Source organism: Brachybacterium sp. J144, from assembly GCF_036321705.1.
Taxonomy (GTDB): Bacteria; Actinomycetota; Actinomycetes; order Actinomycetales; family Dermabacteraceae; genus Brachybacterium.
Window position 1 is genome coordinate 75,912 of the sequence record NZ_JAZDCG010000026.1, and the last position, 12,777, is coordinate 88,688.

Sequence of the window (12,777 nt, forward strand, 5' to 3'; positions counted from 1 at the left end):
GCGTGCGGGGGCCGGAAGCCGTCCGGAGGGGTCCACCCGTCATGCGGGGGCTCCGGCCAGTTGGGCGGGGGGTTGAAGCGCGGACTCACGCCACGACGTCCCAGGTGTACTCGTCGGTCCAGTTGTTGTAGACGAGCTTGTTGCCACCGGCCCGCTGCACGTCGTACAGCAGGATGTAGGTGTAGGTCTCCCCGGCCTTGAACGGGTAGAGGCTGTCGTAGTCCCGGCCGTTGTCGGCGAGGCTGTAGGTCTCGATGGACTCGCTGACGGTGCCGCCGTAGGGGGTGTTCAGCTCCCAGTAGAAGGACGGGAAGTCCATCTCGCCCTCGGTGACCTCGATCTGCGCGGTGACGACGAGGTACTCGCCGAACTCGGCCGGCTCGATGGTGCCGCCGTAGCTGCTGGGCAGGTTCTCCGCGGTCTGCCACTGCATGTGCACGGTGACGTTCGCGGTGCCGGTGTCGCTGATGACTTCCTGGGTCTGAGCGCCCTCGGCAGGCATGGTCGGCACAGGGGTGGTCGGATCGGGGGAGACGTACTCCTCCTCTTCCTCGGTGGTCTCCTCGTCGGTGGGCTCCTCCTCCGTAGCGGTGGGGTCCTCCTCGGTGGTCTCCTCGGAGGTCGTGGTCTGATCGCCACCACCGCCGCCGGCCTCGTCGTTCCCGCCCCGCGTGAACAGGACGATGCCGATGATGGCCGCGATCAGGGCGAACACGAGGACGAGGGCGATGCAGCCCACCCACCAGAAGCGGGCGACGACACCCTTCTTCGGCGCCTCGTTCGGGCCGGTCGTGGCGGTCCAGCCTCCCGGGGACGCGGCTGGCGAGCCCTGCCCGAAGGCGGGGGCGGCGTAGTCCGAGGCGGAGCCCTGGGCGTACCCGGCGGGCGACCCCTGGCCGTAGCCGGCGGGGGAGGCCTGGCCGTAGCCGGCGGGGGAGGCCTGGCCGTAGACCGCGGCCTGGTCCTGCTGGCCGTAGCCGGCAGGGGACGCCTGGCCATAGCCCGCGGCCTGGTCCTGCTGGCCGTAGCCGGCGGGCGAGGACTCGCCGGAGCCGTCGCCGGAGCCCTGCTGGCCGTAGCCCGACGAGGACTGGTCCCCGTAGCCGCCCTGCTGGCCGTATCCGTTGGTCATGCCGCCATCCTGTCCGTAAGCCGGCGCCGCGGCCGCCGCATCCTGCCCCTGCTCGGACGGCGCGGAGCCCTGCTGCTCGGCGCCGGTCGCGGTCTCGTAGGGGGTCTGCTGGGCGAGGTCCGCCTGCAGGTCGGGTCCCTGGTACTCGGCCGTCTCGCTCGCGCCCGTGGCCGGCGCCTCGGCGCCGCCGGCCACCTGGGCCTGCTGATCGGTGCTCGCGACGTGCGTGGCGTCGTCGTCGAGGACGGCAGCGGCCTGCTCGTCGGTCCGCGCGACGTGCGTCGCGTCGGCATCGCCGACGGGAGCGGCTGCGGCCTGCTCGTCGGTCCCGGCGACGTGCGTCGCGTCGGCATCCGCGACGGCGGGGTCGCCCGCCGACGACAGCTCGGACTCGGCGCCGGCCGTGTCGGTGCCGGCCCCGGTGTCGGTCCCCAGCGGCTGCTCCTCGCGGGGCTCCCCGCGATGGGAGCCGACGTATCCGGCGGCTGCACCGGCTCCGACGGCCCCGGCGCCCACGGCTCCGGCGGTCGCGGCCGACGAGACATCGGAGTCCTCGCTGCCGGAGGTGCTCTCCTCGGCCGGAGCGGACGGCTCCTCAGCCGCCGCGCCGTCGGAGGAGGACGCGTCGGACGCGGAGGAGGAGAAGGAGGAGAAGGAGGCATCGGACGCAGATCCTGCGCCGGATGCGGACCCGGACGCCGACGCGCTGTAGGCGTCCGCGGCCCCGGCGTAGCTCCCGGTGTACTCGGGGGCGGCCGCGGGCTCGGAGTCGGTGGGCTCCTGGGAGGCGGACGACGCCTGCTCGGCGGGGAGGGCCTCGCCCTGCGGGGCGACGCCGGACTCCGCGGGCGCCCCGCCCAGCGGGGTCTCGGCCAACGGGGCCTCGGCGGCGGGAGCCTGCTCCTCGCCGCTCGGGACGACGGAACCCGCGGAGACGATCCGCGTGGCATCGTCCTGCTCCTCGACGGCGGGCGCGGCAGCCGCGTCCTCGGCGAGCGGCGCCTCCTGGGCGGGGGCGCTCGGCTCGTCGGCGGGAGCCACGGGCTGCTCGGCAGGGGCCTGCTCAGCAGGGGCCTGCTCGACGGACGCCTGATCGACCGGGGCGGCCTCGCCCTCGACCCAGAAGTTCCAGCCCTCGGGGGCGGGACCCCAGGCCGGATCCGGCTGCCACCCGGGCGGCGGGGTCCAGTTGGGATCGTCGATCTGCCAGTTCGGCGGAGGATTGAATCGGTAGGCCATCAGGCAGCACCTTCCAGAGGCTGTATCCACGGACGGGCTTCCCCCAAGAACCCCGACACTCTCTCGCACCGTATCGTAGAGCACACTGCGCCGCGGGAGATGCATCCCCGAAGCGTGCCGAACGATGCCGACCAGCAAGGAGCCCCCGATGTCCGACGCCCCCCATGAGCCCCGCAGCGTCCTGATCACCGGCGGCAACCGCGGCATCGGCCGCGCCATCGCCGAGGAGTTCCTGCGCCGCGGCGACCGGGTGGCAGTCACCAGCCGCTCGGGCGAGGGCGGTCCCGAGGGTGCGCTCACCGTCGCCGCGGATGTCACCGACGGCGCCTCCCTCGATGCGGCGATCGCCGCCGCCGAGTCGGCGCACGGCCCGATCGAGGTCCTCGTGGCCAATGCCGGCATCACCGACGACCAGCTGCTGCTGCGCATGAGCGATGAGTCCTTCGAGAACGTGATCGACACGAACCTCACCGGCTCCTTCCGCGTCGTCCAGCGCGTCATCAAGTCGATGGTGCGCAAGAAGAAGGGCCGCATCGTGCTGATCTCCTCGGTCGTCGGCCTCTACGGCTCGCCCGGTCAGGTCAACTACGCCGCCTCGAAGTCCGGGCTCGTCGGCATCGCCCGCGCGCTGACCCGCGAGCTCGGCTCGCGCGGCATCACCGCGAACGTCCTCGCCCCCGGCTACATCGACACCGAGATGACCCAGGCCCTCTCCGAGGATCTCCAGGCCTCGTACCGCAAGGCCATCCCGGCGGGCCGCTTCGCCGATCCGGCCGAGGTCGCACGCGTTGTGTCCTTCCTCGCGAGCGACGACGCGGCCTACATCTCCGGCGCCGTCATCCCCGTCGACGGCGGCCTCGGCATGGGACACTGAGCCCGGCCCTCGACCGGCCCCTCCCCATCGAACGAACGAAGGCGTGAACGCAGCCCCATGTCATCCTCGGACCCCGACAGTCGCCTCCTGCTCCTGATGCGTCACGGCAAGGCCGACAGCGGCACCGGCGTCGCGGACCACGAGCGTCCCCTCGCCGACCGCGGCCGGTCCCAGGCCCAACTGGTCGGGGAGTACCTCGAGTCCCAGAACGTGCGGGTCTCGCGGGTGCTCGTCTCGGACGCCCGGCGCACCACTGAGACCTGGGAGGCGGTGCTCTCGGCGATGCCGTCCTTCGACGGCAAGGTGACCTTCCACGAGGACATCTACACCGGCGGCGGGCGGGAGCTCCTCTCCCTCGTCCGCGAGGTGAAGGACAAGCACTCGGTGCTGCTGGTCATCGGGCACGAGCCGACGATCTCCGCGGTGATCTCGCATCTCGCCGCCGAGGACTCCGACTCGGGGGCCGAGGCTCAGGCCCGCATCGGCATGCCGACGGGGGCGATGGGCGTGCTGTCCGGCGCGCTGCCTCACTGGCAGGACCTCGACGAGGACGGGCTCACGCTGCACACCATCGTGCGCCCCTGAGCTCGCGCACACCGCTTCGGGCGCTCCACCGCCACGACGAGGATCGGCCCGCTCCGCGCGCAACGCCGGGCGGGCCGATCCTCGTCAGGGACTGCTGACGGGTCGGCGGGAGGCCGCAGCCTCCAGGTGCGGCCACGCATCGAGCAGCGACTCTCCGTCGAGGATGACATCGGCCGCCTCACGCAGCGCGGGCTTCGCCCGGAACGCGATACCGGTCCCCGCCTCCTCGACCATCAGCCGGTCGTTCGCGCCGTCGCCCATCGCGACCACCCGCTCGCGCGGCAGCCCGTAGCGCTCGGCGAGCTCCAGCAGGGTGCGCCGCTTCGCTTCGCCGTCGATGATCGGACCGCTGACCTTGCCGGTGAAGCGACCGTCGACGATCTCGAAGCGGTTGGCGAGCACGTGATCGATGCCCGTCTCGGCGGCGAGGGGATCGATGATCTCGTGAAAGCCTCCGGAGACGAGAGCCGTCACCCAGCCGGCGGCCCGCGCCCGGGCCATCAGCTCGAGCGCGCCTGGCGTCGGCACGAGCACCGCCCGCACCTCGGCGAGCACCGACTCCTCGAGCCCCTCGAGCAGCGCCACCCGGGCGCGCAGCGACTGGGAGAAGTCGAGCTCCCCGCGCATGGCGGCGGTGGTGATCTCCTCGACCCGGTCCCGCACTCCCGCGTGCTCGGCGACGAGCTCGATCACCTCCTGCGTGAGGAAGGTCGAGTCGACGTCGGACACGAGCAGGCCCGTCGCCGTGCGCACCGTCCCGCTCACGGCTCGATGACCGTGCCCTTGCCGATCACGGTGATCCCGGACTCGGTGACCACCCAGCCGCGGGCGCGGTCGGCGGCGGCATCCAGCCCGATCTGCGTGCGCGGCGGGATGACCACGTCCTTGTCGATGATCGCGCGGTGGATCTGGCAGTGCCGTCCGACCGTCACGTTGTCCATCAGCACCGAGTCGGAGACCGTCGACCAGGAGTTCAGCCGCACGCCCGGGGAGAGCACGGAGTTGGAGACCTGCGCACCGGAGATCACCACGCCGGGCGAGATCACGGAGTCCACCGCCGTCCCCACGCGGCCGGGGCCGGCGTGCACGAACTTCGCCGGCGGCTCGTTGCGATGGCCGGTGAAGGTGGGCCAGTCGCTGTTGTACAGGTTGAACACCGGGTGCACGGCGATCAGGTCCATGTGCGCGTCGTAGAAGGCGTCGAGCGTGCCGACGTCCCGCCAGTAGTCGCGATCCCGGTCCGTCGAGCCGGGGACGTCGTTGCGGATGAAGTCGTAGACCGCCGCATCGCCCGCGGCGACGAAGCCGGGGACGATGTTGCCGCCCATGTCGTGCGCCGAGGAGTCGTCCTCCGCGTCGCGGGTCACGGCCTCGACCAGGGCATCCGCGTCGAAGATGTAGTTGCCCATCGAGGCGAGGATCTGGGTGGGGTCGTCGGCGAGCCCCTCCGTCTCCTTCGGCTTCTCGACGAAGGCCTTGATGGTGGTCGGGTCCGCCGGGTCGGTCTCGATCACGCCGAACTGGTCGGAGAGTTCGAGCGGCTGGCGGATCGCGGCGACGGTGCAGGACTTCCCCGAGGCGACATGGGCCTCGAGCATCTGCGAGAAGTCCATCCGGTAGATGTTGTCGGCCCCGACCACGAGCACGTGCTCGGGCTTCTCGTCGCGGATCAGGTTGAGGGACTGCGCGATCGCATCGGCGCTCCCGCGGAACCAGTGCTTGCCCAGGCGCTGCTGCGCCGGGACGGGAGCGACGTAGTTCCCGAGCAGGGAGCTCATCCGCCACGTCTGCGCGATGTGCTTGTCCAGGGAATGGGACTTGTACTGGGTCAGCACGACCACTCGGAGGTAGCCCGAGTTAACGATGTTGGACAGGGCGAAGTCGATCAGACGATAGATGCCGCCGAAGGGGACGGCAGGCTTCGCACGATCCAGGGTCAGCGGCATCAGCCGCTTCCCCTCTCCGCCGGCGAGGACGATGGCGAGGACCTTCTTGGAGGACATAATGCGAGGATAGTGCAGACGTGGCACCGGTCACGCCGGGATCGCGGACGTCGATCGACGGCGGGCGGTGCCGGTGGACCAGAGGATCAGGAGAGGGGCCGGGACATGCGCGTGGACCTGCTGACGAAGGAGTACCCGCCGGAGATCTACGGAGGGGCCGGCGTGCACGTCGCCGAGCTCACCCGGGTGCTGCGGGAGCACGTGGAGGTGCAGGTGAGGGCCTTCGGCGCGGAGCGCGACGAGATGGACACCCGCTCCTACACGACCCCCGCCGAGCTCGAGGGCGCCAACGCCGCCCTCTCGACCCTCGGTACCGATCTGCTGATCGCCGCGGACTGCGCGGGCGCGGACCTGGTCCACTCCCACACCTGGTACGCGAACTTCGCCGGCCACATGGCGTCCCTCCTACACGGGATGCCGCACGTGCTCTCGGCGCACTCGCTCGAGCCGCTGCGTCCCTGGAAGGCCGAGCAGCTCGGCGGCGGGTACCGCGTCAGCTCCTTCGCCGAGCGCACCGCGTACGAGGGCGCCGCCGGGATCATCGCCGTCTCCGCCGGGATGCGCGAGGACATCCTGCGCGCCTACCCGGGCGTGGACCCGGAGAAGGTCCACGTGGTCCACAACGGCATCGACGTCGACGTCTGGCAGCCGAACCCGGAGACCTCGGCCCTGACCTCCCGCGGCATCGACCCGGAGGCACCGACGATCGTCTTCGTCGGCCGGATCACGCGCCAGAAGGGCCTGCCCTACTTCCTGCGCGCGGTGCGCGAACTGCCCGCCGAGTACCAGGTGGTGCTCTGCGCCGGCGCCCCGGACACCCCGGAGATCGCCGCCGAGGTGGACGGACTGGTCCGCGAGCTCGCCGCCGAGCGCGGCACGGTCCACCTGATCACCGAGATGCTGCCCCGGCACGAGCTGACCCAGATCCTCAGCCACGCGACCACCTTCGTGTGCCCGAGCATCTACGAGCCGCTCGGCATCGTGAACCTCGAGGCGATGGCCTGCGGGATCCCCGTGGTCGCCTCCGCCACCGGCGGCATCCCCGAGGTCGTGGTCGACGGCGAGACGGGCTACCTGGTGCAGCTCGAGCAGCTCACCGACGGCACCGGCACCCCGGTGGACCCGGACCGCTTCGTCGCGGACCTGCGCGACGCCCTGGTGCGCATGGTCTCGGACCCGGTACGGGCGCAGGAGATGGGGGAGGCCTCGCGGCGCCGCGCGGCGGAGCACTTCTCCTGGGCCTCGATCGCCGAGCGCACCCTCGAGGTGTACCGCACGGTCCTCGCCCGGCACGGCTGATCCCGCTCGGCTGAGCCGGTGCCGTCGGCGGCGGCCGACGGGGGAGGGCCGACGGGACCCGCCCCCGTCGGCGGGCCCTGGTGGTCAGCCGATGCCGTCGGTCTCCGCGGTAACGATCCGCTCGATGACCTCGACGAGCGCCGACCGCGCCGCGTCGTGCAGCTCGTCGAGGAGTCCGCGGCGGGCGAGGGCCTCGGCGAGGTGCTGCGTGTGCCCGTGCCCCTCCTCGATCTCGCTGCGGGTGAGCAGCAGGGTGCGGGCCGCGAGGACCAGCAGGTGGGCGGTCCCGGCCTCGAGATGCCGCGGCAGGCCCGTCGTGGTCCAGGTCGCGGGGACCCGGGCGAGCTCGACCGGCTCGTCGGGGACGAGATCGAGGTCGACGCTGCCCTCGGCTGTGCGTCGCAGGGCGTGCAGCAGTTCCTCGCGGGCGCTACCGGAACTCGCCGGCGGCGGCACCTGCGCGCCGAGCGGGGCGGGGAAGCGCATCCAGGTCACGGCATGCATCGGACGGGCGCTCTCCGGCACCTCGGTCACCAGCGGCACGAGGGTGTGGTCGGCGATGCCCGCGATGCCCGCGACGGTCACGACGATCGCCTGCTCCGCCTCGAGCGCCGCGGGGAGGGCCTGCGGCGGACCCACCAGTCCGGCGATGCGGCCCGGCGCCGGGAGCACCAGGCGCAGCTGCGGGAGGGGAAGCCGACGCAGCGCGGTGAGCCAGTCGAAGAGGTCCTCGCCCTGGCCACTGGGCCCGGAGCGGTCCGCGCCGATCGAGAGCTCCGTGACGTCGTCGGGTCCGACATCGCCGCGCAGGTAGGCGGAGGCCCACAGCATCAGCACGGCGGCGCGGGGGAGGGCGACGAGGTCGCGACCGCCCGGCTCGCTCACGAGGACTCCGTGGAGTGGGCCGGATCCGCCGCGACGATGGTGCCCGCCCCGTCCTCGGAACCAGCCCGGTCAGCGGCGACGAACTCGGCCGTGCGCTGCGTCGGGTCCACGGACTCCAGCCGCACCCGCACCACGGTGCCGGGCTCGGCGTCCATCGGCACCCACGCGGTGACCGGCGGGTCGAGCAGCTGGACCTCGACGCGGGTCGGAGCGCCGCCCTCGCCGTCCCGGCCCTCGCTCGCCTCGCGCCGCTCGATGACGGTCGCGTCGAAGGTCTCGCCCTCCCAGGCGGCGAGGGCGAGGGTCTCGACGAGCTCGCGGGCGCGCCGCTCGAGATCTCCGGCTCGCTGACCGGTCTCCTGCATCGCCCCGGGGATCTCCCCGAGGGCGGCGAGCAGCTCCGGGGCCGGGGCGTGGCCCTGGGCATGGGCGTGGCAGACCAGCAGCACGAAGCGGTCCACGAGCCGGCGGAGGGGAGCGGTGGTGTGGGCATAGGGAGCGGCGATCGCGGCCTGCACGGGATCCTCGGGGATCTCCTCGGGACGGGTGAACGCCGCATAGGAGGCGCCGCGGAACAGCGAGGTGGCCTGGTTCAGCAATGCCAGATGGGAGGGCTCGCGCCAGTCGAGGGTGCGCAGGAACTCGCCATAGGCCTGGTCGCTGCGCCAGGGCACGCCGAGAACCTCGCTCTGCCGCCGGAAGCGGTCCACGGCCCGCTGCTCGGCGGCGGGCATGGTGCGCAGGATCCCTGCCCCGTGCTCGAGCATGAGGGAGGCCGCGGCCATCCCCGTCATCAGGGAGATCTGGGCGTTGGCGTCCTCGATCGGGGCAGGCCGGCGCCAGGTGAGCCGCACCGAGTCGCCCTCGGCGATGACCTCCTGCTCGGGGACGTTCAGGCTCGCCCCACCCCGCTCGGCCTCGAGCGCCGTGCGCAGGCCGCCGATCTCCTGCAACAGGAGCATCGTGGGGTGGCCCTCGCCCGTCTCCAGCTCCTGCTGCACCTGGTCGTAGGCGAGCTTGGCGGTGGAGCGGACCAGCGCCCGCTCGAGGTCGACGCTGCGCACCTCACCGCGCGCGTCCAGGTCGAGCACCCACACGAAGGCGGGGCAGGTCTGGTCCGGCAGCAGCGAGGCGACGCCCTCCGAGAGCACCTCGGGATGCAGCGGGATCCGCCGATCCGGCAGGTAGAGGGTCTCGCCTCGGCGGCGGGCCTCGTGATCGATCGGGCCGTCGAGGTCGACGAAGAAGGGGACGTCCGCGATCGCGTAGAGCACCTGGAAGCCGTCGCCCTGCCGCTCGAGGTGCATCGCCTGGTCGAGGTCCGTGGAGGAGGCGGGGTCGAGGGTGACGAAGGGGACGTCGATGCGATCGACCCGCTCCTCGGCGGCGGGATCCCGGGCGGCGGCCGCCTCGGCCGCGGCGAGCACCTCGGCCGGGAACGCGAGCGGCACCTCCTCACCGTCCCGGGCGAGCAGGACGTCGATCCCCTCGCGGATCACGTCGGCGGCGACCGATCCTCGTGGGGCGTGCAGGGAGACGGGGCGATGCGGCACAGGACCTCCTGGGCGGCGGCTGGGGTGCGGTCAGTCTAGGGGCGCGGCGGCCGGTCAGTGCCGACCCCGACGCCCTGCTGACGATAGGCTCGGAGCATGTCCGTCGCAGCTGCCTCCTTCTCCGATGTCGTCGTCCGCCGGAGCGGTCGCAACATCCTCGATTCCGTGTCCCTCGAGATCCACGAGGGCGAGCGCTGGGCGGTCCTCGGCCCGAACGGCGCCGGCAAGTCGACCCTGGTGCGGCTGCTCTCCACGCGTCTGCACCCCACGAGCGGCACCGTCACCATCCTCGGCGAGCAGCTGGGGCGGGTGGACATCTTCGAGCTGCGCCCGCTGATCGGCCTCGCCAGCCAGGAGCTGGCCGACACCATCCCCGTCGAGGAGAAGGCGCTCGACGTGGTCGTGACGGCGGGCTACTCGATCGTGGGCCGCTGGCAGGAGTCCTACGACGAGATGGACACCGAGCGGGCGAGCACGCTGCTGGCCGCCTTCGGCGTGGGTCACCTCGCGGACCGCATGTTCGGCACCCTCTCCACCGGCGAGCGCAAGCGGGTTCTCGCCGCCCGGGCCCTGATGACCGACCCGGAGCTGCTGCTTCTCGACGAGCCCGCGGCGGGCCTCGACCTCGGCGGCCGCGAGGGCCTGGTGCGCTCCCTCGGGCGCCTCGCGAAGGACCCGGCGACCCCCGTGACCGTGCTGGTCACCCACCACGTCGAGGAGATCCCCCCGGGGTACACCCACGCGGCACTGGTGCGCGAAGGGAAGATCGTGGCCGCCGGCCCCATCGCCGAGACCCTCACCTCCCAGAACCTCACCCGCACCTTCGGGCTGCCGCTCGTGGTCGAGCAGCGCGGGGAGCGCTTCACCGCCCGCTCGCTGTCGCTGGACTGACCCGGTGACGGAGGACCGCAGCGAGCAGCTGCGACCGATCACCGACCTCGCCGACCCCGCCCTCGACGACTACCTGCGGATGACGGACGTCAAGCTCCGCTCCCGCGTCGAGGTCGAGCGCGGCCTGTTCATGGCCGAGAGCTACGAGGTGATCTCCCGCGCGATGGACGCCGGGATGGCGCCCCGCTCCTTCCTCATGAGCGAGAAGTGGCTGGAGAGGTTCGCGCCGCTCTACGAGCGCTTCCCGGAGGTGCCCGTGTTCGTCGGGGAGGAGCCCCTGCTCGAGCGGCTCACCGGCTTCCACCTCCATCGCGGCGCGCTCGCGGCCATGCAGCGACCCGAGCTGCCGGGCGTCGCAGAGCTGCTCGAGGGCGCCCGCACCGTCGCCGTGCTCGAGGACATCGTCGACCACACGAACGTCGGCGCGATGTTCCGCTCCGCCGCCGCGCTCGGCGTGGACGCGGTGCTCGTCACGCCGCAGTGCGCCGACCCGCTGTACCGCCGCTCGATCCGCGTGTCCATGGGCACGGTCTTCCAGGTGCCGTGGGCCCGCCTACCCGCCTGGCCCGGCGACGGGATCGACGTGCTGCACGGGGCGGGCTTCGACGTGCTCGCCCTTGCGCTGACCGACGGAGCCCGCTCCCTCGACGAGGTCGATCTCGGGGCGGATCGGAAGGTCGCCCTGGTCCTCGGCGCAGAGGGGCACGGCCTGAAGCCCGCAACCCTGCGGGCCGTCGACGAGCACGTGGTGATTCCGATGGCCGGGGGAGTGGACTCCCTGAACGTCGCCGCGGCGAGCGCGGTGGTCTTCTGGCAGCGCCGGGCGATGCTGGGCCGCGCCTGAGCCGCCCGGGCGGGCGCCTCCTCCTACGGCGCCGTCGCCGCGGAGGTCTCCTCCGACTCCGCGGAGGATTCCTCGGACTCCGCAGACTTCGCGGACGTCGTCGTGACCGGGGTGAGCAGCTTCAGCCCCACGACGCTGCCGACGATGCCGGTCAGCATCAGCACCTTCAGCACGGTGACCGGCTCGGTGCCGGCGAGCATCGCCCACAGCACGGTGAAGGCGGCGCCGAGCCCGGCCCAGAGGGCGTAGGCGGTGCTGATCGGCATCCGCTTCGCGACCCAGGCGAGGGAGACCATTCCCGGGATGACCGCGGCGACGAAGACCAGCGAGGGGAGCAGCTTCGTGAAGCCGTCGCTCGCGCCGAGCGCATTGGCCCAAACCGCCTCGAGGAAGGCGCTGGCCACGAGCACGATCCACACCATCACGCCACCGCCTTCAGGCCGACGATGGAGCCGATGAGGACGGCCAGCAGGAATCCCCGTGCGGCCCCGAGGGTCTCCTCGCCGCGGAGGATCGGGTAGAGCGCGGTGAGCAACGCGCCGATGCCGACCCAGACCGCGTAGGCGGTGCCGACGGAAATCGTCTGCATGGCCAGGGACAGACCCACCATGCTCAGCACGAGCGCGACGGCGAACAGCACCGTCGGCCCCATCTTCGTGAACCCCTCGCTCACGCCCAGGGCGCGCGCCCAGACGGCCTCCAGCATCCCGGAGGCGATCAGCACGATCCAGCTCATCGGTCCTTCACCCTCTCTCGTTCGTACGACTGTGCGACATCTCAAGAGTCGCACAGTTGTACGAGCTTCGGGAAGCTCCTGCCAGAGAGATCACCATCTCGCACGGCTGTGCGAGGATTCCCGCATGACGAGGAGACCCCGATGACCACGCGCGACGAGCTCGAGCACCGGCGGCGGGAGATCGCCGGCGCCGCCCTGAGGGTCCTCGCCCGGGACGGACTGCGGGCCCTGTCAGTGCGCAACGTCGCCGCCGAAGCCGGGCTCGCCCCGAGCTCCCTCCGCTACGCGGTCCCCACCCAGGCGAGCCTGCGGGAGCAGGCGATGGAGCTGCTCCTCGAGCGACTCCAGCAGCGGATAGGGGCCGCCGGGGAGCCGGCGGGGATCCCCTGGGCGCGGGCGGTGCTCCACGAGCTCCTGCCGCTGGATGCGACGCGCCGAGTCGAGATGGAGGTGACGCTCGAGCTCGGCACCGCGGCCATGACCGACGAGGCCCTGGTGCCCCTCCACCTCCAGCTCCACGAGGCGATCCGCGGAGTGTGCGCGGAAGCCCTGAGCGCCCTGTGCGGCGACGCGGACCTGCGGGTCCGGGCGGTCGAGACAGCCCGCCTCCACGCCCTGGTCGACGGGCTGGCCCTCCACGTGGTGCGGCGTCCGCCCGGGACCGGCGAGGAGGAGGCGATCACGGCGCTCGACCGGCACCTGGCATCCCTCGCCACCCGCTGAGCACCGCGCCGCG

General features: G+C 72.4%; 13 protein-coding genes. 6 read left to right on the forward strand and 7 right to left on the reverse strand.

Annotation, left to right across the window (positions count from 1 at the left end; genetic code table 11):
• Positions 1-85: 85 nt before the first annotated feature.
• The gene (locus V1260_RS10085; RefSeq protein WP_329746684.1) at positions 86-2,371 is read right to left on the reverse strand and encodes a hypothetical protein; all 2,286 of its coding nucleotides are present in this window, start codon (positions 2,369-2,371) and stop codon (positions 86-88) included.
• Positions 2,372-2,519: 148 nt separating this feature from the next.
• Here V1260_RS10085 and fabG point away from each other — a divergent pair, with 148 nt between their 5' ends.
• Both fabG and V1260_RS10095 read left to right on the forward strand, forming a co-directional pair.
• On the forward strand, positions 2,520-3,245 hold the full coding sequence (gene fabG / locus V1260_RS10090) for a 3-oxoacyl-ACP reductase FabG (RefSeq protein ID WP_329746685.1): 726 nt from the start codon (positions 2,520-2,522) through the stop codon (positions 3,243-3,245).
• 57 nt (positions 3,246-3,302) lie between these two features.
• A complete protein-coding gene (locus V1260_RS10095; RefSeq protein ID WP_329746686.1) occupies positions 3,303-3,830 on the forward strand; it encodes a SixA phosphatase family protein in 528 nt (175 codons plus the stop codon).
• An 84-nt stretch (positions 3,831-3,914) separates the two neighbouring features.
• Here V1260_RS10095 and serB read toward each other — a convergent pair whose 3' ends face one another.
• Both serB and glgC read right to left on the reverse strand, forming a co-directional pair.
• Positions 3,915-4,595, reverse strand: a complete 681-nt coding sequence (serB, locus tag V1260_RS10100) for a phosphoserine phosphatase SerB (RefSeq protein WP_329746687.1) — start codon at positions 4,593-4,595, stop codon at positions 3,915-3,917.
• Positions 4,592-5,833, reverse strand: a complete 1,242-nt coding sequence (gene glgC, locus V1260_RS10105) for a glucose-1-phosphate adenylyltransferase (RefSeq protein ID WP_329746688.1) — start codon at positions 5,831-5,833, stop codon at positions 4,592-4,594. The genes serB and glgC overlap by 4 nt, the downstream gene beginning before the upstream one ends.
• Before the next feature lie 105 nt (positions 5,834-5,938).
• On the opposite strand from glgC, the gene glgA reads away from it, so the two are divergent.
• Positions 5,939-7,132, forward strand: a complete 1,194-nt coding sequence (gene glgA, locus V1260_RS10110) for a glycogen synthase (RefSeq protein WP_329746689.1) — start codon at positions 5,939-5,941, stop codon at positions 7,130-7,132.
• Positions 7,133-7,216: 84 nt separating this feature from the next.
• Here the strand turns inward: glgA and V1260_RS10115 are convergent, their stop codons facing one another.
• Positions 7,217-8,017, reverse strand: coding sequence for a hypothetical protein (locus tag V1260_RS10115; RefSeq protein ID WP_329746690.1), 801 nt, complete (start codon positions 8,015-8,017; stop codon positions 7,217-7,219).
• Entirely contained in the window at positions 8,014-9,570 is a 1,557-nt protein-coding gene (locus V1260_RS10120) for an RNB domain-containing ribonuclease (RefSeq protein WP_329746691.1), read from the reverse strand. Before V1260_RS10120 ends, V1260_RS10115 begins: the two co-directional genes overlap by 4 nt.
• Before the next feature lie 96 nt (positions 9,571-9,666).
• On the opposite strand from V1260_RS10120, the gene V1260_RS10125 reads away from it, so the two are divergent.
• On the forward strand, positions 9,667-10,461 hold the full coding sequence (locus tag V1260_RS10125; RefSeq protein ID WP_329746692.1) for an ABC transporter ATP-binding protein: 795 nt from the start codon (positions 9,667-9,669) through the stop codon (positions 10,459-10,461).
• Between the two features lie 79 nt (positions 10,462-10,540).
• A complete protein-coding gene (locus V1260_RS10130; RefSeq protein WP_329746717.1) occupies positions 10,541-11,305 on the forward strand; it encodes a TrmH family RNA methyltransferase in 765 nt (254 codons plus the stop codon).
• 23 nt (positions 11,306-11,328) lie between these two features.
• Here the strand turns inward: V1260_RS10130 and V1260_RS10135 are convergent, their stop codons facing one another.
• Both V1260_RS10135 and V1260_RS10140 read right to left on the reverse strand, forming a co-directional pair.
• The gene (locus V1260_RS10135; RefSeq protein ID WP_329746718.1) at positions 11,329-11,727 is read right to left on the reverse strand and encodes a DMT family transporter; all 399 of its coding nucleotides are present in this window, start codon (positions 11,725-11,727) and stop codon (positions 11,329-11,331) included.
• Positions 11,727-12,041 (reverse strand): DMT family transporter, encoded by a 315-nt coding sequence (locus V1260_RS10140; RefSeq protein ID WP_329746693.1) that lies wholly within the window; start codon positions 12,039-12,041, stop codon positions 11,727-11,729. Before V1260_RS10140 ends, V1260_RS10135 begins: the two co-directional genes overlap by 1 nt.
• Positions 12,042-12,182: 141 nt before the next feature.
• Between V1260_RS10140 and V1260_RS10145 the strand changes: the two genes are divergently transcribed.
• The gene (locus V1260_RS10145) at positions 12,183-12,764 is read left to right on the forward strand and encodes a TetR/AcrR family transcriptional regulator (protein WP_329746694.1); all 582 of its coding nucleotides are present in this window, start codon (positions 12,183-12,185) and stop codon (positions 12,762-12,764) included.
• Positions 12,765-12,777: the final 13 nt, after the last annotated feature.

Coding starts and splice junctions, on each gene's coding strand:
- V1260_RS10085 (WP_329746684.1), bottom strand. CDS start 2,371: ATGGCCTACCGATTCAATCCTCCGCCGAACTGGCAGATCGACGATCCC.
- fabG (WP_329746685.1), top strand. CDS start 2,520: ATGTCCGACGCCCCCCATGAGCCCCGCAGCGTCCTGATCACCGGCGGC.
- V1260_RS10095 (WP_329746686.1), top strand. CDS start 3,303: ATGTCATCCTCGGACCCCGACAGTCGCCTCCTGCTCCTGATGCGTCAC.
- glgC (WP_329746688.1), bottom strand. CDS start 5,833: ATGTCCTCCAAGAAGGTCCTCGCCATCGTCCTCGCCGGCGGAGAGGGG.
- glgA (WP_329746689.1), top strand. CDS start 5,939: ATGCGCGTGGACCTGCTGACGAAGGAGTACCCGCCGGAGATCTACGGA.
- V1260_RS10125 (WP_329746692.1), top strand. CDS start 9,667: ATGTCCGTCGCAGCTGCCTCCTTCTCCGATGTCGTCGTCCGCCGGAGC.
- V1260_RS10130 (WP_329746717.1), top strand. CDS start 10,541: ATGACGGACGTCAAGCTCCGCTCCCGCGTCGAGGTCGAGCGCGGCCTG.
- V1260_RS10135 (WP_329746718.1), bottom strand. CDS start 11,727: ATGGTGTGGATCGTGCTCGTGGCCAGCGCCTTCCTCGAGGCGGTTTGG.
- V1260_RS10140 (WP_329746693.1), bottom strand. CDS start 12,041: ATGAGCTGGATCGTGCTGATCGCCTCCGGGATGCTGGAGGCCGTCTGG.
- V1260_RS10145 (WP_329746694.1), top strand. CDS start 12,183: ATGACCACGCGCGACGAGCTCGAGCACCGGCGGCGGGAGATCGCCGGC.